Here is a 20,588-nt window from a genome sequence, read left to right on the forward strand (position 1 = left end):
AAGCGGCAAGCAGCCGCGGTTTAATTGTCAGTCAAAATGTTTCCCAGTTTTCATCTTGTCCGGTCGTCGCGGTACGCGTACGGTTTGCAGCCGGTTCAGCGGCTGGCGCGCGGTACGTCGCCTGCGGGGTGACCGTGTTTCCAGCGAGTGAAGCGAGACGAAACGCCGAGACGGCCATCTTCAGACGGCTTGCCTGGTCTTCCAGCGCAGCGGCCGCCGCAGCGGACTCCTGCACCAGCGCGGCGTTTTGCTGTGTCACGCGATCCATTTCCGATACCGCCAGAGCAACCTGGTCGATACCACGACTCTGCTCATCAGACGCAGAGGCGATTTCCCCCATGATGTCCGTCACGCGGGTGACAGCATTCACGATGTCATTCATGGTCTCCCCGGCGCTTTCCACCAGCACGGAGCCGGTATCCACGCGGGAGACGGAATCTTCAATCAGCGACTTGATCTCTTTTGCCGCGTTGGCGCTGCGGCTGGCCAGGTTGCGCACTTCCCCGGCCACCACGGCAAACCCGCGTCCCTGCTCGCCCGCACGCGCCGCTTCCACGGCGGCGTTCAGCGCCAGAATGTTGGTCTGGAAGGCAATGCCGTCGATGACGCTGATGATGTCGGCGATTTTCTTCGAGCTCTCGGCAATGTCGTGCATGGTTTTCACCACACCATCCACCACGCGGCCGCCACGCTGTGCCGTCTCGGAGGCGCTTTCCGCCAGCTGAGACGCCTGGCGGGCGTTATCGGCGTTCTGCTTCACGGTCGCGGTGAGCTGCTCCATGCTGGCCGCCGTCTCTTCCAGGGCGGACGCCTGCTGTTCGGTGCGCGAAGAAAGGTCGTTATTGCCCATCGCAATTTCGCTGGTGCCGGTATAGATGGCATCCGTGCCGCTACGCACGTTGGCGACGGTATCGATAAGCGAACGCTGCATATGGTCAACGCTGTTTGCCAGCTCGGTGATCTCATTGCGCCCGGACACGGTCAGCGTTTTGGTCAGGTCACCGCCGGCAATGTCACGAATGTGGGCAATGACGCGACCGAGAGGGTTCAGCAGGATATGGCGAATGCCGTACCAGACCGCGATCAGCACAATGACCAGCGCCAGCGCCAACACCGCCATCTGCCATTTCGCAAAGCGGTAGTCATTCTGGCTTTCAGCAAACGCGGAGTGATACAGATCGCCACTGACCTTCGCGTACTCCCCCAGCGCCTCGCCGAGGGCGTTTTGCATCCCCTGCGTCGGCTGCGCGAAATAGGCGTCCATGTTGCCGCTCTCAAGGAACTGAATCAGCTCTGCCAGACCGGCATGGTAGGCGTTGTATTTTTCGTCAATGTTCTGGCTCACCTGCTCCATCGCAGGCTGCGGGGTAATCTTTTTGAAGGCGTCGTAATGTTTTGCGGCGTCAGCGAGGGTGGCACGGGCATTTTTCAACAGATCGGTTTTCGCGCTGCTCTGCTGATTGTTGGGATCCATCATCATGCGCGCGGACGAACGGCTCAGGTTGATACGCGTTTGCAGCATCAGATCCCACGTTGAGGTGAGCTCACTCTGCTGCAGGCGGAGATCGTTCGAGGCCGCAAAGCTGTCCTGGTTCTGTTTTAATGACGAGAAAAAAAGCCCGCCGGAGATGAGCTGAAGAAGTGCGAAAATGACCAGCACCATCATGAGCATTGTGACAACGCGGATACGGTTCAACATACAACACCTTCTCATAGATTTATTAACGGTGTTATCGGCACAGCCAACAGGAACTTTACATTTGCGAAAGGGAAAAGCGCGGGGTTAGAAAGCCACGTCGACAATCAGCGTATCGGTGTAGGTTCCGGCGGGTGGCGTGGCCTGATTGGTCAGCACTTTCGCGGTGTAGTTGTAGGTACGCAGGAGACCATCGGTACTGACCTGCGACGACGTCGCGCTGGTCCAGCGTTCGCTGCCGCTGCCGCCCCAGCGGTTACCCGTGGCTTCTTTATAGATGTCATAACTCAGGTAGTTACTGCCGCTTACCATCCGGCGCACGTTATTCAGCGCGTTAGCACCGTTGTTAATACCGATGGTATACGTGCTGCCTTTGGTACAGGTGACGGCAATCGCCTGCGAGACGGTAGGGAAACTTTGCACCAGCGGCGCACTGTTGAAGTTGACGTCCGGCGTGGTCATGGCGCTGCAGTCGTTGGTCACAGTCAGGTTAAGGAGAATGGTGGTCGTCGCCGTGCCCGTCTGATTGATTGTGCAAATACCGAGCGCGCCCACGGAGCAGACGCTGTAGTTTACGCTGAAGGTTAACTGCACCTGATACGGCCCGGCAGAAACGTTCTGTCCGGCGACGGTACGGAAATAGAGCGGGATGTTGTACTGCTTTGACCCCAGCAACCCCAGTAGCGTATTCCCGCTCCAGGTATACGATTTGCTTATCTGTACCTCGCTGCTGCTCGCGCAGCCCGCGAGTCCGCACAGCCGGGTGGGGATCACGTCCGTGATGGCCGCGTTGTCCGTGCGTTTCATGGTGGCCCGACTGCTGCCCGAGACCGATGCCGCGGTATAGGTCAGCGTCACCGAGTCGTTGGTCAACAGATTCAGTATGGCATCGCAGGCCACCAACAGCGTGCCGGTGGTTTCCACCTCCCCGGTTCCGCTGAGCGCAAACGACGTGACGCTGCCAAACGAGGCGTTGACCGTACTGACGGTACACGCCGCCCAGCCGCCGCCGGAAAACAGCAGCAGTATCAACAGCAGCAGGCGCTTCATGGCGCCTCCCGGCACACCAGCGGACCGTAGGTTTGCAGCTTGTGCTCCGGGTTGGCTCCCACGGTCAGGGTAGCCCTGCAGCGTTTTCCATCAGGCGCGATCACCTCCAGCGGGTTCACATCGCTAAGATTTTCCAGCCAGGCGATGCCGTCATACCCCACCACCGCATTGCTGCGCGAAGCGCGTCGGACCTGGCTTCCCACCGGCAGCGCCTGGCCGCGCGCATCGTGCAGAATGACGCTTGCCACCCTCTCCTGCTCCATTGGGAAATCAACCAGATAGCCGCTGTGACGCCGGATCGCGATCCGCCGCTCGGTCTCTTTCAGACGGGTATCCGCCGGCAGGTTCAGGGTATCAATGCGGTAGCTAGCCGGATAATACGCCGACACCCCGCTGACCAGCAGGTAACCGTTGTTATTCGTTTTACCGACGGGCTGATTCTCATAGCTGACGGGCACGTCCGGATGACCGTCGGTACTGATGACGACAAACGCATCGTTGATCTTATTCGCGGCAAACAGCTCGCCGTCCATCAGAACAATCGCGCCCATCGCCTCGCCCCACCAGGTCATCATGTCCCTTTCACCGTAGCCGCCGCCCTGCAGTTCAATATTGTTATTACGCCAGCCCAGCGTGCCCTGCTGATAGTCACTGGATTTTGACTGGTTGGCCCAGGCCATGTTCCAGCTAAAGCCGCCGTCAGACGGCATGGCGTGGTTATAGTTGATGCGCTGGGTACTGCCGGCATCCGGGGTGTTTTCAACAGTGAACGCGGCGCTGTCGCGTGCCCCCAGCGGCACCTGCAGCGACAGCGCGACCGTCCAGTCTCCCCGCTGCTGGTCCCGGCTTCCGGCGAGATAAATACTGCTCGCGCCCCACAAATTGCGGCTCCATGAGAGATTAAGCAGCTCGGTTTTTTGACTGTCAAAACTTTCCACGCCGATCCAGGCCGCGCCGATGTTGCCGTACTGTCCCAGGTTGAAGGTCAGAGAATACTGGTCCGTATTGCGGCTGAAGCTGGCGATGGGTTTATTGTTCTCGTCATACACCGTCGGCTGGTCGTAAAGGGCCAGATTGCCAAAACCGCGGTCACGGCGCGAGTGCTGAGTGGCGACGCTGAACTCGCTGGTGCTGTACTGGTAACCCCAGTTGATTTGCCCGCCCGTATCCCCCCGCATGCGGCTCTGCGAGTAAGAGGTATTCACCACGCCAAACTGGCCGAGTTTTATCACCGTCCCTGCCCCGCCCAGCGCCAGCTCCTGCGCCCCTTCCGCATGCCCTTCCAGGGTCAGCCAGTCCGTCACCCCGTAGCGATACGAGCCGCTGCCTGCCGCCGAGCCGTAATCAAAATTCCTGATACCGTAATTACGCCGCAGGCTGCCCAGCGTCACAGCGCCGTCGCTCAGCCCTTTTTTAAGCAAGTCGCTGGTGACGTAAAACGGCAGCGTGGTGCTGACCTGTCGCCCTAGCGCATCCGTCGTGACCAGCACCGCATCCCCGGCGCCGTTGATATAGGGCAGATTGGTCAGGGTGAAGGGACCCGGCTGAAGCTGGGTTGAGCCGGAGCGATACCCGTTGATAAAAAGATCGACCGAGGTGGGTACCGCCGCTTCCCCGGCGAATTCGGGCAGTGGCCACGTCACCAGGTCAGGGCGCAGGGAGAAATCCCGCCCGACGCTGATCCCCCCCATCCGCACGCTGGAACTCCAGCTCAGGGCATCGCTGATCACGTCCCCGACGCTCCAGCTCATCGCGTCATCCTCATTGGTGAACAGCAGGGTTGTGTCATAGCGGACATACCCCTCCTGCTGCCCCTCGTTGCCGGTGAAATTTTCCCGGGCATAGCCGGTGGAGGAAAACGAACCGTTCTCGTTAAAGTAGCGGAACTCATGCCAGAGGGACGCCTGTCCGCCGATATGCTCCGTGTGGTTGGTGTAAAGATCGTAATTGAGCAGCGCGCCGCGCCCGAAGTGCGGTTTAGCCTGCGTCGCTTGCGCGCTGAACGGCGTCACGCGGGACGCGACCCAGTCGCGGGGAACAGTCAGCAGCAGGCGCTGCGCGGCGCTGTCGTACTCGACCCGAACCTGAGAAAGCGAAGAGAGATTTACCTCTCCGGCAGGAACATGTTCCGGTGGCAGCCCCGCGCGCAGCAGGTCGGCGCTGGAGATAAAGAAAGCGCCTTTACGCTGCGTCACGGGCACGACCAGACCGGTGTCGTAGTGGTTAAGCACGAGGGCAAGCTGGAAGACCGCTTCATCATGTATCGCCTGTGCCTGGGGCGGCGGCGGCAGGCTGTCATCGCCGGGCTCAGCCCAGGTCGCGGAACTGACGCAAAGCAGTATCATCATCGCCGGCTTCAGTTGACGGGCGTCGACTGCCATTGTGCGTCCCTGGCATTAATCTGCGCGCTCATCCGCTCCGGCTGACGAACGCCCGCGGGTACCGGCCAGCTACGGGTGCTGCCGGGAAGTACGTAACCCAGCAATCCCTCCGCAACCGTGCGTTTCTGTCCTCCCTGCTCCAGCGCCACCTGGCTCAGCCTGACATGGACATCCCCCCGATTCCGGACCTCCAGTGCTGGCTGCCCATCCGTTCGCGTCACCCGCCAGCTCAGGTTCCGGGTCTCCACCAGCGTGTGATGCGCCCCCTCTTTTATGGTCGGGATCCCCTGACCATACACAAACAGCGGAATGGAGTAACGCATCTGCAATTTGAGGCCGATGGTGGGTTCTGCTTTGGCATCAGGCTGAGGAATTTCATCCACGATAATGCGGTAGGCTTGTTCGACGCCTGCGGGAACGGGGTTCTGCTTAATAAGGCGGATAAGCTGCTTGCTGCCTGTGCCAATCGTGACGATGGGCGGGCTGGCGACCACATCCTGCTGTGCGGTGTAGCGCTCGTGTCCGTCCTCCTGCTTCCAGCGCACAATGCGCACCTGCATCGTTGTGGCGCTGTTTCCCTGGTTCTGGATCCACAGTTCCGTGGCGTTGGCGTCTGCCGCGAGCCACGGGTCGATCGGCCAGAGCAGAATGGTGGCTGCCGCCTGCGCCTGACCGGTTGCCACAGCCATTCCCAACGCGCCCGCCAGACAAACAGGTCTGAAAATTGGCTTCATCAACACTCTCCCTTTATTACCATGACAAGGTCACGGTGAGCTGATCGGAATATGTTCCTGCCGGGCTAAATCCGGTCAGTAGCGCCACGCCAAAAAGCGGCAGCGCGATGTTATTGCTGTTGCTATAGGTCACCGGTATCGCCTGGTTGACGCCAATTTCGCTGTTCGCGGCCAGCGAGCTGCTGCTGTAAAGCCGGTATCCCACCACGTCGGCGCCGTTCGAGCGTTTCATGCGGCGAACGGTTGAATAATTCTGGCCGCCATTAATGCTCATGCTCAGCGCCACGCCTGGCGTGCAGGCGATAGATAAGGCCCCGTTTGGCACAAAACTGGTGCTTACCGGTGCGCTCTCGACGCCGTTATGGGTGCCAAAATCCAGCGTCCCGAGAAGCCCTCCGCTTCCGGTGGTCACCACACATCCCGGGACGATGGTCGCGCTGACTTTAAAGGACTGTGATGTCACCGCATTCGCCGCAGGCGTCATCAGCAATCCGACGATCAGGGCGAAAAAAGGCTGCATGTGTCCCTCTGCGCATATGCGCAGATCTGTGAGAGTTGCCTTCATGGCGGTGCAGGACTAATAGGTGACGCTGACGTTAATCGTGTCGGTGTAGGTTCCGGGTACGACCGTCACGCTGTTACCGCCGCCGGTAATACGTCCGTAGAGGGTGTAACTGTCCACCCCTCCCGCCGTAGAGGCGATTGGCAACGCGGTATTATTGGCAATCACGTTGTTAAACCCGCTGTCGCTGTACAGGCTGTACGCCACGCCCTGTGCCGTATTGGTCGTGTTGACCAGATAGCGGGCAGGTGTTCCCGGGGTGCCGACAACGGTGCCGGGCGCTGAGGAGTTGGTGTTGCCAGTGATCGCCACCGTATAGCTGGCGGTCGTACACTGAATGGTGAAGGTGTTCCCGCCGCTGGCGCCGGTGAGCTGGGTGGTCAGAGTGGAAAACGTTGCGGGATGGGTGCCGAAATCCAGTGTCCCGAAGTTAATGCCGTTTTGCGTGGGCGATCCGTTTATCAGGCAGCCGTTCGTGAGTGTCAGCGTCGCGCCGATGGTGCCGCTACTGAGCACGGCCAGTGCCTGATGGGCCGTTGTCGCAGTCAGTAAGGTGCCTGCGCAGATCAAAAGGAGTTTTCTTTTCATTTACCACCCTCCAGAAGACGTCTCCGTTTCCTTGCCACATTTTATTTATTTCGTTCAAGATGTTAGCCCCGCTTAATGTTCCTCTGAGGGGGGTTATTGAGAATTTAGTTTACGGATATCGCTTCGACCACCTGCCCCTTAACGCATAAGCACTTTGTCTTATTGACTTATTATTTCCTTAAATAACAAGCAGTTAAAATCATTTTTTCCGTTTTTTTAATTTATTCGCTGAGAATATATCCATTAAAGTGTGATGCAGATCACAATATATCGTCATGACAATAACAACAAAATTAATAAAACTTAAAAAGGAGTTGTATCCCCCTACGCTTTGCGTCAATTTATGTGCCGAATAATTTCCCGCGTCGTAATAAAAAATTTATATGTATCGCCGCGGGCTACATCTGAAGCGCATAGAGGGTCTTTTTTCGTGGCAAGTGCAAACAAACTCACACTCTTCATCGTGATATTCATGCTGGCGGGTATTCTTTCAGGGGCAGCAATTCATGAATATGCATCTGCGGATGCCATCAAAGCCTGGTCGGATAATATTACCCTTCTGACCGATATTTTCCTCCGACTGATCAAAATGGTCATTGCCCCCCTGGTGTTCAGTACGCTCACCGTCGGCATTATGAAGCTGGGCGAAACCTCTACCATTGGCCGCGTGGGCGGTAAAGCGATGGTATGGTTTATCAGCTCATCCGTGCTCTCTATTCTGGTCGGCCTGTTTATCGTCACGCTGGAGCATCCGGGAAGCGGGCTGAACCTGACCGTCCCGACCGAGGCGGTGGATACCGGTCTGGCCGTTGGGGGCATGACGCTGAAAGCGTTCCTGTCACACACCATTCCAACCAGTATCGCGGGGGCGATGTCGAATAATGAGATCCTGCAGATTGTGGTGTTCTCCATGTTCTTCGGCATTGGCGGCGCGTCGCTGGGGCAGAAATTCAATGCCCCACTGGTGGCTGCGCTGGACGTGGTTTCCCATATCATGCTGAAGGTCACGGGTTATGTGATGTACGTTGCGCCGCTGGCCATTTTCGCGGCAATCTCCTCCGTTATCGCCACGCAGGGTCTGGGCATTCTGTTGAACTATGCCTCCTTTATTGGCGGCTACTATGTTGCCATTCTTCTCACCTGCATGGTGCTGCTGGCCGTGGGTTACATGGTGCTGAAAAAAGAGGTGTTCCGCCTGGTCAGCATGCTGAAAGATCCGGTTCTGGTGGCGTTTACCACCAGCAGTTCTGAAGCGGCCTACCCTAAAACGCTGGAGCAGCTGGAGCGTTTTGGCTGCTCGCGCAACATCGCCTCTTTCGTGCTGCCGATTGGCTACTCCTTCAACCTGGTGGGGTCGATGGTGTACTGCTCTTTCGCCTCAATGTTTATCGCTCAGGCGTACAACATTCACCTGAGCTTCTCTGAAGTGACGGTGTTGATGCTGACCCTGATGCTGGCCTCAAAAGGGATTGCGGGCGTACCGCGCTCCTCGCTGGTGGTGCTGGCCGCGACGATCCCAAGCTTCAACATCCCGGTCGCCGGTATTTTGCTGCTGATGGGGATCGACCACTTCCTGGATATGGGCCGTTCCGCGATTAACGTGTTGGGGAATGGCATTGCGACCGCGATGCTGTCGCAGAATGAAGGTGCGCGGGAAGCGGACACTGAGCTGGTAAAGCAGGAAGCTTAAGGGTATGAAAAAGCCGGGTGGCGGCTTCGCCTTACCCGGCCTACAAATGGCTCGAACACGTAGGCCGGGTAAGCGTCAGCGCCACCCGGCTTTGTTTTAGGCTACATGACTCGCAGCGAAGACGGCCCCAGCATTAACGTATGGGTGGCCACGAAAGCTGAGCAGGTGGAGCAGGATGTAAAAAAGCCGGGTGACGGCTTCGCCTTACCCGGCCTACAAATGACTCGAACACGTAGGCCGGGTAAGCGTCAGCGCCACCCGGCTTTGTTTTAGGCTACGTGACTCGCGGCGATATCCAGCAGCGCCATCTCATCGCTGTTCAGCAGCTTCTCAATGTTCACCAGAATCAGCATACGCTCGCCGAGCGCGCCCAGACCGGTCAGGTATTCGGTCGACAGCGTGACCGCAAACTCCGGCGCAGGACGAATCTGGTCAGAGGTCAGGGAAAGCACGTCAGACACGCCATCCACCACAATACCCACCACGCGCTGCCCCAGGTTCAGAACGATCACCACGGTGTTGTCGTTGTAGTCAACGTCGCCCTGGCTGAACTTCACGCGCAGGTCCACGATGGGCACAATGACGCCACGCAGGTTGGTGACACCTTTAATAAACGCAGGCGTGTTAGCGATGCGGGTAACCTGGTCGTAACCACGGATTTCCTGCACTTTCAGGATATCGATGCCGTACTCTTCATCGCCTAAAGTGAATACCAGAAATTCCTGTCCTGATGGCTCGCCCGCCAGTTTCGTTACATTACTCATACCGGTCATGTTATTACCTTCTACTTAATCAGGCGGCTGTGTACGCCACACGTTGTTCACGATTTAATCCCTGAAGCGCCGACACGTCGACGATCAGCGCCACGCTACCATCACCCAGAATGGTGGCGGCAGAAATACCCGGCACTTTGCGGTAGTTGCTTTCGAGGTTCTTCACCACCACCTGGTGCTGGCCAATCAGCTGATCGACCAGCAGCGCATAGCGGCGGCCCGCGCTTTGCAGGATCACCACGATACCCTGCGTGGCCTCGGTCTTCGCCCCGTCCACTTCGAACACTTTCCACAGTTCCACCAGCGGCAGGTACTCACCGCGAACCTCGAGCACGCGCTCGCCGCCCGCCAGCGGATGCAGATCTTCCTCACGCGGCTGCAGGGATTCCATCACCGCGTTCAGCGGCAGGATAAAGACTTCGTCCGCCACCTTGACGGACATGCCGTCGAGGATCGCCAGCGTCAGCGGCAGCAGGATGCGAATGGTGGTGCCGGAACCCTGTTTAGACTGGATTTCAACGTGGCCGCCCATCTCCTGGATGTTACGTTTCACCACGTCCATGCCCACGCCGCGCCCGGAGACGTCGGTCACCTGCTCTGCGGTAGAGAAGCCCGGCGCGAAGATCAGCATGCCTACTTCTTCGTCGGTCATGTTTTCATTGACCGCCATCCCCTGCGAAATCGCTTTTGCCAGGATGCGCTCGCGGTTCAGACCGGCGCCGTCATCGGTCACTTCGATACAAATGTTCCCGCCCTGGTGCTCCGCAGAGAGAATCAGGTTGCCGACCGGCGATTTCCCGGCGGCAATGCGGTTTTCCGGCAGTTCGATACCGTGGTCGAGGCTGTTACGCACCAGGTGCGTTAACGGGTCAATGATGCGCTCGATCAGGCTCTTATCCAGTTCGGTTGAGCTGCCCATCAGGGTCAGTTCAATCTGCTTGTTCAGCTTGCTGGCAAGGTCGCGGACCAGACGCGGGAAGCGGCTGAAGACATATTCCATCGGCATCATACGGATGGACATGACCGATTCCTGCAGGTCGCGGGCGTTACGCTGCAACTGGCCCATGCTGGTAATCAAATCCCCATGGGTGACCGGGTCGAGTTCGTTTGAACGTTGCGCCAGCATCGACTGGGTGATCACCAGTTCACCCACCAGGTTAATCAGCTGGTCAACCTTCTCAACGGCAACACGGATGCTGGTCGACTCGCTGGAGCGCGCGGCAGGTTTTTCACCACGGCCCGGTGCAGCAGCTTCTTTTGGCACCGCCTTCAGCGCCGGGGCCGCAGGGGCCACAGCCGGTGCGGCGGCCTGGGCGACAACAGCCACCTCTTCCGCAGCCGCAGGGGCGTCAACCGCGACAGTTTCGGTTTCGAAGGCGATTTGATCGGCTTCAATCACAAAGCACAGCACCGCCACGATATCGTCCTGGCCAATACCGTCATCAAGCGTCGCGGCCAGGCTGTCTTTGCCTTTTACCACGTTGCTTAATTTCGCCAGGTTACCCAGCTCTTCTTCCAGCAGGTTAACTTCATTCTCTTTCAGGCGAGACAGCACAACGCGCAGCTTGCCTGCCGGTGCGTCAGCAGGGGCAGACGCCTGCGCGGCAACCGTATCCACAACGCTCAGTTTTGCGGCAGGAACCACGGCTGCGGCAACCTCACCTTTTGCTTCCAGCGCGAGCTGGCGCAGCGCATTGCAGATGTATTCAAAGCTGGCGGCATCAGGCTCTGCCGAACTTTTATAGGCGTCGAGCTGTTCCTGCATAATATCTTTGGTTTCCAAAAACAGGTTGATAATGTCGGTATTGAGCTGCATCTCACCGCGTCGTGCTTCATCAAGCAGGTTTTCCATTAAATGGGTCGTTTCCTGCAGGATGGTAAATCCAAACGTTCCGGCTCCGCCTTTAATGGAATGCGCCGCACGGAAGATGGCATTGAGCTGCTCGGAATCCGGTGCTTCGGGCACCAAATCGAGCAAGTGTTGCTCCATATCGGCCAACAATTCGTCGGCTTCATCAAAGAATGTCTGGTAAAAATCGCTAATATCCATGCTCACGCTATCACCTCGGATTGGCTGGTGGCGATGTTGGAACGGCAGCCGAAGGAACGGCCCCAGGCTGTTTTAAATCGTCCAGTGACTCATTCTGACTTTCGGCGTTTTCATGCAGGATGGCCTGCTCCGCCTGCTGGTTCAGCACTAAAAGACTGATACGACGGTTGATGGCATCATCCGGCCCGCGGTCGGAAACGCGCATGGTTGCGGCCATGCCGACTACGCGCAGTACCTTGCCATCATCAAGCCCACCTACCACCAGCTCGCGACGCGAGGCGTTGGCACGATCGGCAGAAAGTTCCCAGTTGCTGTATCCCTTCTCCCCACTGGCGTACGGGAAATCGTCCGTGTGTCCTGACAGGCTGATTCGGTTAGGAATGCCGTTCAGCACCGGTGCAATGGCGCGCAGAATATCGCGCATGTACGGTTCAACTTCCGCACTCCCGGTTTTAAACATCGGGCGGTTCTGGCTGTCGATAATCTGGATACGCAGCCCTTCCTGCACCAGATCAATCTTCAGATGCGGTCGCAGCGCGCGCAGCTTCGGATCCGCTTCAATCAGCTGGTCGAGATCGCCACGCAGTTTCTTCAGGCGTGCCTGTTCCATCTTTCTCTTCAGCTCGTCGATGTTCGGCTCTTTTTTCACCTCACCCTTCTGCTGGGTGTAATCATCGCCGCCGCCCGGGATCGGGCTTTCGCTGTTAGAGATACGCGGTCCGCCAGCCACCGCCGTTGCCAGCGGCGTGCGGAAATACTCGGCAATCTGGATCAGTTCTTTTGGGCTGGAGATGGAGATCAGCCACATCACCAGAAAGAACGCCATCATTGCGGTCATAAAATCGGCATACGCGATTTTCCACGAGCCGTGCGCGCCATGCCCACCGCCCTTGTGCTTGCGTTTTTTTACGATGACGATCGGATGGGACTGGTTTTTCATGCGTCCTCAGTAGTCGTCTGTTGGTTTGGGTTTTTCACCGCACGCACGTGTTCTTCAAGCTCGATAAACGACGGACGCTCGCTGGAGTAAAGCGTTTTACGGCCAAACTCAACCGCGATCGGTGGCGCATAACCGTTGAGGTTAGAGAGCAGCGTGATCTTCACGCACTGCATCATTTTGGTGGTTTCCGCGCTCTTCTGGCGCAGTACGCTGGCCAGCGGAGAGATAAAACCATACGCCAGCAAAATACCGAGGAAGGTTCCCACCATCGCATGGGCAATCAGCGCACCGAGCTCCGCTGCCGGACGGTCTGCTGAGGCCAGCGCGTGAACCACCCCCATGACCGCGGCAACGATACCGAATGCCGGAAGCGAGTCGCCGACCAGCGCCAGGCTGTTGGCCGGTACTTCAGATTCGCTTTCATGGGTTTCAATTTCTTCATCCATCAGCGCTTCGATTTCGAAGGTATTCATGTTGCCGCTGATGATCAGTCGCAGATAGTCGACGATGAAATCCAGCATCATGGCATCAGCAAGAATGCGCGGATAGCTGGCAAAAATTTCGCTCTCTTTCGGGTTTTCAATATCCCGCTCGAGCGAGAACATGCCCTGCTGACGCGACTTCGCCATCAGGCGATAGAGCAATGCCAGCAGATCCATATACATGCTTTTGGTGTATTTCGAGCGACGGAACAGCAATGGAATTGCTTTCAGCGTGCCCTTGATCGATTTACCGTTGTTACCAACGATAAAAGCCCCTACCCCTGCGCCGCCGATGATAATAAGTTCAGCCGGTTGATAGAGTGCTCCAAGGTGCCCGCCGGTCATCATGTAACCGCCGAAAACTGTACCGAGAACTACCAGGTAACCTAATAAGATAAGCACGACATCATCCTTCCGCTAGTGACTATGGCAAGGACGTCCAGCTCGCAGCGTTGACCGTTCACGGGGTAAAAAAAAGCAGCGGTAATCGCTTACCGCTGCTGGAATCTTTCCCACACGTTCGGGTTAAACAGCTTGTTCGATCTGTTCATCCAGCAGTTGTGGAATAATATCGGCAGCATCCCGGGAAAGTTTACGTCTTTTTACTGCGCGGGATGGAGGCTGACATAAACTACAGGCGAAGCTGCCTGCAGGCTGATGAGCATGGGTAATAAAATTGCCGTTGCAGCAGTTGCAGCGCGACAGCTCAAGCATTCCGCTCTCAACAAAACGCACCAGCGTCCATGCGCGGGTCAGCGCCAGCAGAGGGCCTTCTTCCTGCTGTGGGCATTGTTCAAGGTAAAGTTTGTAGGCTTTGATCACGGCGTCAACGCCGCTACACAAACCGGTTTTGAGAAGATACTGCCAGGCATTACAGAACATGGAAGCGTGAATATTCTGCTCCCACGTCATAAACCAGTCGGTAGAAAACGGCAGCATGCCTTTCGGCGGGGGACTACCACGTAACTCTTTGTACAGTTTGATCAGACGGCCACGGCTCAACTGCGTCTCGCTTTCCAGCATTTGTAAACGAGCACCCAGTGTAATCAGCTCCATGGCTAACTGTATGTCACGCGCTTCCTGAACAATGCTTTTCTCGCTCATTGCTAGGCCCTTTTCTTACGGGCTACGTCATCAGGCTGGCTGATTTCGTTAAGCAAGCGAGTGGAAAGAAGAATACCGGTATGGATCTGTTGAAGATCGTCTACACGGGACTCCTGCGTCAGACGCGTTATTGTCTGTGAATCATCGAAACGGAACTGGCAAACCAGTTGATTCGTTTCAGCCAGTTTAACCATCTGCGGGAGGGTTAAGCCGCCCAGCATGGTTGCCATTTCTTCGTTAATACCCAGACGAAACATCGCGGACGCCTTGTCCTGACTAATCAAACGCTGCGCGAGCAGTAAATACGACAAATTGATGTCATAGATATGTTTTAGCAACTCGGATGTATGCATTGTTCCCATCCCGAATAACCAACTATTATTTTTATGCGGAAAGACCGCACCCCGTGATGTCGCCGGGAAATCACCCGGTATAAAAAAGAAAAGGCTAAATGCATAGTTGAATTTAGGTTTGTATTCATCGAAACGCGTAAGAGAGGAAACGCGAATGCGTCTCTTACATGTTTTATCATTTCTTACAAATAACTAAGATTTTTCCTAATTCGACGCAAACTCTACTCGTCAGTTTTGACACATACAATCCAGCCATCCTCAAATTTAAAAAAAATGTGATCCACGTCACACAATTTAAGTGAATATGACCCATAAATCCATCAGTATGACTTGTAATTTGTTCACTTAATGACCAATCGGCACTGTTTTGTATTCTTAATTGACGAATACTCATGCAGAAGGGGGATCAGAACTGGCATGCAATGTGCTTTTCCATCGGGGAGCGTGGCGCGGAAACATTTACATCAAACACCCCTTCGGGAAACATTTTTCTTACTGTGAAAAAACATAGAGTTATGCAGGGAGCCTAAAAAAGATGTTTCAGTCCGTGATCATTCGAAATGATTTTGTAACGCGTAAAAACGATTCAACAGTCAAGGCATAAATTTGTGTGATTTACGTTAAGTTGTTAATTTTTTTCATTTAGGTCCATTTTTCAGTTATTCTTCTTATAAGAATAATTAATGAATAATTATGATAAGCTTCACACTAATGTCGTAATCAGCCCTTGCAGAACCCCGAAATTCGCGGTAAAGGTGATCAAACGCTGTCAGTCAGACACCCAAGGAGTGCGCCATGAGTTACTCCCATCTACTTGTTTCTGTTGCTGTTTCCCCAGAAAGCCATCAACTCGTCGCCCGGGCGGTGTCCATTGCCAGACCCCACAATGCCCGCATCAGCCTCATCACGCTTGCGGCCGAACCGGAGATGTATAATCAGCTGGCTGCCCCTATGCTGGAGGATATTCGTGAGGTACTTCAGGAGGAAACGCAGCAATTCCTGCGCGAGCTGGTAGAAAAGGCAGATTATCCCGTCTTTGAGACCGTTATTGCGACAGGAGAACTTAATGCCCATATTCTCGATATGTGTCGTAAACAGAATATTGATTTAGTGATATGCGGGAATCATAACCACAGCTTTTTATCGCGCGCAGCCTGCGCGGCGAAATCTATTGTCGCGTCAAGCCAGGTTGATGTGCTGTTAGTACCGCTTGGGGGGCGTTAACCCCCCAGGGAAATATCAGGCAAGTTTAGGGAAGGTTGCGATCTTTTTTTGTAAATCGCCTTCATGGCTTTGTGGGGCGATATCGCGGAGATCCTGAATAAAACGCGCCTGCCAGTGGTTAATATCGTTTTTCCGGATCGTCTCCATCATTTCAGCATGGCGGGAAATACGCTCCGTGAGCGGCATGGTCAGCGCGCGGTTCAGGGCGTTAGCCACGTCATCGCGATCGTAAGGGTTCACAATCAGCGCCGAGGTGAGCTCATTTGCGGCCCCGGCAAACTGGGAGAGCACCAGCACACCCGGATCGGCAGGGTCCTGCGCCGCCACGTATTCTTTCGCGACCAGGTTCATCCCGTCGCGCAGCGGCGTCACCAGGCCGACATCCGCGTAGCGGAAGACCTTCATCAGGATCTTACGGTCAAAGTGCTGGTTCAGATAAAACAGCGGCGTCCAGCCCAGTTGCCCGTAGCGGCCATTAATCCGCCCTGCTTCTGTCTCCAGCTGATGGCGAATGTCCTGATAGGCCTGAACCTCACCGCGCGACGTCGGCGCAATCTGGGTATAACGGATTTTACCGTGATGCTTCGGATATTTATCCAGCAGCGTTTCATATGCCAGGAAGCGCTCCGGCAGCCCTTTGGAATAATCAAGACGCTCGACTGAGAAGATATTTTTCACGTGCTTGAGTTCATTCTTAAGCTGCGCCAATTTTGGCGGCAGCGGGCCAGAGGCCTGCTCCGCGATTTCGTCAGGTTCAATCCCTATTGGATACACTTCGGTGTGGAACGTTTTTCCCCACGCCGTATGGGTTTTCCCGCCTTTGGTCACCAGACGCGCTTTCCCTGACACGGAGTCAAGGAATGCCAGTCGGTCATTTTCCGTCTGGAAGCCCAGCAAATCGTAGTCACACAACGCCTCCAGCAGCTCTTCATGCGGTGGTAGCGCGGTAAAAATTTCCGGCGTCGGGAACGGGATGTGCAGGAAGAAGCCAATCCGGTTATTCACTCCCCTCTTTCGCAGCTCTCTGGCGAACGGCAGCAGGTGATAATCGTGGATCCATAAAATATCGTCTTCTTCTATTAAAGGCAGCAGTTTATCCGCCAGCAGCGCATTCACGCGCGCGTAGCCTTCGAAGGATTCACGCTGGAATTTGACCAGGTCAAGACGATAGTGAAACGCCGGCCACAGGACGGCATTCGAGAACTGCGAGTAATACTCGTCGTAGTCTTTCTCTTTCAGTGCAAACGACGCCCACGTGATGCTCCCGCGCGTCACTTTTTTGAGCGGTTTCTCTTCTTCACTGATTTCTCCGCTCCAGCCAAACCACAGCCCGCCAGCGGCTTTCAAGGCACCTAACACCCCTACCGCCAGGCCACCCGCACTGGCTTTTTTATCATCAGGTGGTGCGATTCGGTTAGAGACGACGACTAAGCGACCCATAATGGTTTCCCCCTTTGTTTTGCGCTATTTGTTGTTGTTGCTGGTTAGCGATATCAGATACCCACTGCCAGACGCTGGCGACATCCGCCAGCCGCCATTCGGCGACAGTGTCACCAGGCCCTACCTTAACGGCGATCCCTCCGGCCTGATTAACCACACGGAACCCGGCCTCGTCGGTCAGGTCATCCCCAAAGAAAACAGGCGTCCGGCCCTTAAAAGGTGCCTCCGCCATAAATGCGGCGATGGCTGCGCCTTTATTAATCCCCTTCGGCTTTACCTCCACCACGCATTTGCCCGGCTGCAGCGCCAGCTGTGGATGTTCATCCGCAACCGTCTGTGCAAGCGCAAGCACGGCAGCTTCATGCTGCGGCGCCTGGCGATAATGCAGGGCAAAGGCCATGCCTTTGGCTTCCAACTCGGTGCCAGGCAGGTCTGCCAGCGCAGCAGAGAGCCGCTTCTGGAGCGTTTGCGTGAGTGCGTCGGGGAGTGAAACGATATGCGTTTGATCATGGATGTCGCGGCGCTCCGCTCCGTGTACACCGGCCAGCGGAAAGTGGTATGGACTGGCGAGCAGATCCAGCTCGGCCATTGAGCGCCCTGATATCAATGCCAGTGCTCCCTCATTCATGAGCGAGAGCTGATGCAAATCCTGTAACACCGCCTCCGGAATAGACACCTGATCGGGGTGCGGTTTTATCCCGGCGAGCGTGCCGTCGAGATCAAAAAAGAAAGCATAGTGTCCGGGCAGTACAGGCGGTGCGGTTAACAAGTCAGCCACCCTTTTCCTCCTTACGGTTGACGAGAGGCAAACGCCTTTACCTCTTTCATAGCCATGTAAGTATAGACAGTGTGACGTCGCTCGCCATTTGACAACCGCCCCGCCAGTAAAACTGGCGGGGCGGTTAAGGGGTCAACTATGGTTATAAGTTGAGCAATAAAAGAGGTGCAAAACGGTTACACGGTACGCTTCGCTTTTTGCTTGTAACGGTCGAAAATCACCGCTGCCAGCAGGATCAGACCACGCACCACGTACTGCGAGAACGGCGAAATATTCAGCAGGTTCATGGCGTTCTCTACCGTCCCTAAAATCAGGATACCGGCCACCACATATGAGATTTTTCCGATGCCGCCCTTGAGGGAAACGCCCCCTAACACGCAGGCCGAAATAACGATCAGCTCATAACCGATAGAGGTCATTGGCTGGCCGCTGGTCATACGCGACGCCAGAATAATCCCCGCCGCGGCAGAAACCAGTCCTGAAAGCACAAAGATAATAATCTTGGTGCGCACCACCGGCACCCCGGCCAGACGGGCGGCCTCTTCATTACCGCCAATCGCCAGCGTATTACGGCCAAAGGTGGTCCGGTTAAGCAGGAAGCCGAACAGGATCAGGCAGGCCACCGTCAGCCAGATAGGCGCAGGCAGACCCAGCCAGTTGGCGTACCCCAGCGTGAAGAAACGTTCGTCTTCAATCCCCACCGCTTTACCGTCAGAGATGATATAGGCCAGCCCGCGGACAATTTGCATTGTCGCAAGCGTCGTGATCAGGGCGTTAATCTTCAGGCGCGCGATGACAAAACCGTTCACCAGACCGCTGATGACGCCGAGTAACAGACCGGCAAGGACGCCAATCCACAGGCTCTCCGTCATGTTGATCACCACGGCCGTCGTGACGCCTGCGCAGGCAATCACCGACGCCACCGACAGGTCAAAATCGCCGGAGGCCAGGCAGAACAGCATCCCGCAGGCCACCATCCCGGACATGGAGATGGCGAGACCCAGCCCCTTCATATTAATGAAGGTGGCAAAATTGGGAACAAAGATCGCGCAGGCGACGAACAGTGCGGCAAAGACCACCAGCATGCCGTACTGATCCCAGATACGCCCAACGCTCAACGCCGACTTCGACTTCGGCACTCCGGATGTAGTAACAGAGGACATCATTAACTCCTTACTCAGGCGACGGCCTGGCTAACTTTAGGCATGGCGAGGTTCAACGCCTGTTGTTCATTCGCCTGTTCATGAAGTAATTCGCCGGCAATTTCGCCTTCACGCATCACCACAATGCGGTCGGCCACGCCAAGCACCTCCGGCAGATCGCTGGAGGCGAAAAGCACCGCCACGCCGCGTTTTGCCAGCTCATAGATCACGTTATAAATCTCGTGTTTTGCCCCCACGTCGATACCGCGCGTCGGCTCATCCAGTAAGATGACCTTCATATCCTCTGACAGCCAACGGCCCAGAATAGCCTTTTGCTGGTTTCCGCCTGACAGATTCATGATCAGCTGTTCCGGACCCGGCGTTTTGATATTCAGTGAACGAATATGGTGGTCGGCGTTACTCGACTCCCAGCTATCGTTTATCAGGCAACCGGCGCGAATAAACTTACGCCGGGCGGAAATATTGATATTGTCGCGCACCGAGTGCACCGGAATAATGCCCTCCGCTTTCCGGTCTTCCGGACAGAGCATCATCCCCGCCCTGATCGCGTGGGCCGGTTTCTGAATATCTATCCGCTCGCCGTCAATGGAGACCTGCCCATCGGTAATACGGGTACCGCCGAACAGACCTTTCATCAACTCGCTACGCCCCGCACCCACCAGACCAAACAGGCCGACGATTTCACCGCTGCGTACGGATAACGAAATCGGCGTTCTGACGCCCGGCGCTTTTACGCTATCCAGGCGCAGGCGTTCCGGGCCGTACTGGCGTGGCTGCCAGTGATAGATATCACCCAGATCGCGTCCGACCATCGCCTGGACCAGCTGGTCATGGTTCACCTGCGCCATGTCGGTAAAGGTGCGCACATAGCGTCCATCTTTAAACACGGTGATGGCATCGCTCAGGGCAAATATCTCTTCCATGCGGTGCGACACGTACAGAATCGTCCGGCCTTCCTGACGCAATTCGCGGATCACGCGGAACAGATTTTCGATTTCCCGCTTCGAGAGCGAACTGGTGGGTTCATCGAAGGCAATAATCCTGGCGTTACGCGCCAGCGCCTTGGCAATTTCAACCATCTGCCACTGGCCGATGGAGAGATATTTCAGCGGCGTCTGGGGATCGACGTCCAGACCCAGGTGTTTAAGCTGCAGCCCCGCTTCATAATTAAGTAGCGAACGATTCACCACGCCGCCTTTGTGCGGGAGCTGTCCTAAATAGATATTTTCCGCCACGGTCATCTCAGGGATGAGGTGCAGCTCCTGATAGATAATGGCTACCCCGGCATTGAGCGCCGCCGTGGTATCGGCAAAAGCGACCTCTTCGCCGCGGATCGCCAGCGTGCCGGTCGTGGGCGAGTAGTTGCCGCTGAGGATTTTCAACAGCGTCGATTTTCCCGCACCGTTTTCCCCCATCAGGGCATGAACCTGGCCGGCATAGCAGTCGAAGCTGATATCGGTCAGCGCGTTAACACCGGGGAAGGTTTTCCCGATGCCGCGAAAAGAGAGATACGGATCAGACTGTCGCATAACGTCTCCGTGATTCCTGTAGTGTGTACGTCAGGCCCCTCACGAAGGATG

General features: G+C 56.0%; 18 protein-coding genes. 2 read left to right on the forward strand and 16 right to left on the reverse strand.

Features of this window, described 5'->3' with window-relative positions; translation table 11 throughout:
* Positions 1-31: 31 nt before the first annotated feature.
* The 6 genes from tar to ABFV38_RS13620 all read right to left on the reverse strand — a co-directional run bounded on the left by tar (position 32) and on the right by ABFV38_RS13620 (position 7,011).
* Positions 32-1,699 carry a methyl-accepting chemotaxis protein II gene (gene tar, locus ABFV38_RS13595; protein WP_235403159.1) on the reverse strand — a complete coding sequence of 556 codons (1,668 nt, stop codon included), beginning with the start codon at positions 1,697-1,699 and terminating at the stop codon, positions 32-34.
* Positions 1,700-1,783: 84 nt separating this feature from the next.
* Positions 1,784-2,746, reverse strand: coding sequence for a spore coat U domain-containing protein (locus tag ABFV38_RS13600; RefSeq protein WP_235403158.1), 963 nt, complete (start codon positions 2,744-2,746; stop codon positions 1,784-1,786).
* Entirely contained in the window at positions 2,743-5,127 is a 2,385-nt protein-coding gene (locus ABFV38_RS13605) for a fimbria/pilus outer membrane usher protein (RefSeq protein WP_235403157.1), read from the reverse strand. The genes ABFV38_RS13600 and ABFV38_RS13605 overlap by 4 nt, the downstream gene beginning before the upstream one ends.
* A complete protein-coding gene (locus ABFV38_RS13610) occupies positions 5,103-5,861 on the reverse strand; it encodes a molecular chaperone (RefSeq protein ID WP_348957420.1) in 759 nt (252 codons plus the stop codon). Before ABFV38_RS13610 ends, ABFV38_RS13605 begins: the two co-directional genes overlap by 25 nt.
* Positions 5,862-5,877: 16 nt before the next feature.
* The gene (locus ABFV38_RS13615) at positions 5,878-6,426 is read right to left on the reverse strand and encodes a spore coat U domain-containing protein (protein ID WP_348957421.1); all 549 of its coding nucleotides are present in this window, start codon (positions 6,424-6,426) and stop codon (positions 5,878-5,880) included.
* A gap of 12 nt (positions 6,427-6,438) precedes the next feature.
* Complete coding sequence (locus tag ABFV38_RS13620; RefSeq protein WP_235403154.1) at positions 6,439-7,011, reverse strand: spore coat protein U domain-containing protein; 573 nt, start codon at positions 7,009-7,011, stop codon at positions 6,439-6,441.
* A 430-nt stretch (positions 7,012-7,441) separates the two neighbouring features.
* Here ABFV38_RS13620 and ABFV38_RS13625 point away from each other — a divergent pair, with 430 nt between their 5' ends.
* Positions 7,442-8,701, forward strand: coding sequence for a dicarboxylate/amino acid:cation symporter (locus tag ABFV38_RS13625; protein ID WP_235403153.1), 1,260 nt, complete (start codon positions 7,442-7,444; stop codon positions 8,699-8,701).
* Positions 8,702-8,970: 269 nt separating this feature from the next.
* On the opposite strand, the gene cheW is transcribed toward ABFV38_RS13625, so the two are convergent.
* From cheW to flhD, 6 genes are all read right to left on the reverse strand, one after another.
* Complete coding sequence (gene cheW / locus ABFV38_RS13630; protein WP_008500420.1) at positions 8,971-9,474, reverse strand: chemotaxis protein CheW; 504 nt, start codon at positions 9,472-9,474, stop codon at positions 8,971-8,973.
* A gap of 19 nt (positions 9,475-9,493) precedes the next feature.
* Positions 9,494-11,530 (reverse strand): chemotaxis protein CheA, encoded by a 2,037-nt coding sequence (cheA, locus tag ABFV38_RS13635; protein WP_196347190.1) that lies wholly within the window; start codon positions 11,528-11,530, stop codon positions 9,494-9,496.
* A 4-nt stretch (positions 11,531-11,534) separates the two neighbouring features.
* Entirely contained in the window at positions 11,535-12,464 is a 930-nt protein-coding gene (motB, locus tag ABFV38_RS13640) for a flagellar motor protein MotB (RefSeq protein WP_032658606.1), read from the reverse strand.
* Positions 12,461-13,348: a flagellar motor stator protein MotA gene (motA, locus tag ABFV38_RS13645; protein WP_008500417.1), complete on the reverse strand. Its 888-nt coding sequence runs from the start codon at positions 13,346-13,348 to the stop codon at positions 12,461-12,463. The genes motB and motA overlap by 4 nt, the downstream gene beginning before the upstream one ends.
* A gap of 123 nt (positions 13,349-13,471) precedes the next feature.
* Positions 13,472-14,050: a flagellar transcriptional regulator FlhC gene (flhC, locus tag ABFV38_RS13650; protein WP_008500416.1), complete on the reverse strand. Its 579-nt coding sequence runs from the start codon at positions 14,048-14,050 to the stop codon at positions 13,472-13,474.
* A gap of 2 nt (positions 14,051-14,052) precedes the next feature.
* Entirely contained in the window at positions 14,053-14,403 is a 351-nt protein-coding gene (gene flhD, locus ABFV38_RS13655; protein ID WP_008500415.1) for a flagellar transcriptional regulator FlhD, read from the reverse strand.
* A 795-nt stretch (positions 14,404-15,198) separates the two neighbouring features.
* Between flhD and uspC the strand changes: the two genes are divergently transcribed.
* Positions 15,199-15,627 (forward strand): universal stress protein UspC, encoded by a 429-nt coding sequence (uspC, locus tag ABFV38_RS13660; RefSeq protein WP_045908186.1) that lies wholly within the window; start codon positions 15,199-15,201, stop codon positions 15,625-15,627.
* Between the two features lie 15 nt (positions 15,628-15,642).
* Here uspC and otsA read toward each other — a convergent pair whose 3' ends face one another.
* The 4 genes from otsA to araG all read right to left on the reverse strand — a co-directional run bounded on the left by otsA (position 15,643) and on the right by araG (position 20,537).
* Positions 15,643-17,067, reverse strand: coding sequence for an alpha,alpha-trehalose-phosphate synthase (otsA, locus tag ABFV38_RS13665; RefSeq protein WP_235403142.1), 1,425 nt, complete (start codon positions 17,065-17,067; stop codon positions 15,643-15,645).
* On the reverse strand, positions 17,042-17,845 hold the full coding sequence (otsB, locus tag ABFV38_RS13670; RefSeq protein WP_235403139.1) for a trehalose-phosphatase: 804 nt from the start codon (positions 17,843-17,845) through the stop codon (positions 17,042-17,044). Before otsB ends, otsA begins: the two co-directional genes overlap by 26 nt.
* A gap of 176 nt (positions 17,846-18,021) precedes the next feature.
* On the reverse strand, positions 18,022-19,011 hold the full coding sequence (araH, locus tag ABFV38_RS13675; RefSeq protein ID WP_175430159.1) for an L-arabinose ABC transporter permease AraH: 990 nt from the start codon (positions 19,009-19,011) through the stop codon (positions 18,022-18,024).
* Between the two features lie 11 nt (positions 19,012-19,022).
* Complete coding sequence (gene araG, locus ABFV38_RS13680; protein WP_045908182.1) at positions 19,023-20,537, reverse strand: L-arabinose ABC transporter ATP-binding protein AraG; 1,515 nt, start codon at positions 20,535-20,537, stop codon at positions 19,023-19,025.
* Positions 20,538-20,588: the final 51 nt, after the last annotated feature.

The sequence above is a fragment of the Enterobacter cloacae complex sp. Mu1197 genome (assembly GCF_040059225.1).
Lineage (GTDB): Bacteria > Pseudomonadota > Gammaproteobacteria > Enterobacterales > Enterobacteriaceae > Enterobacter > Enterobacter quasiroggenkampii.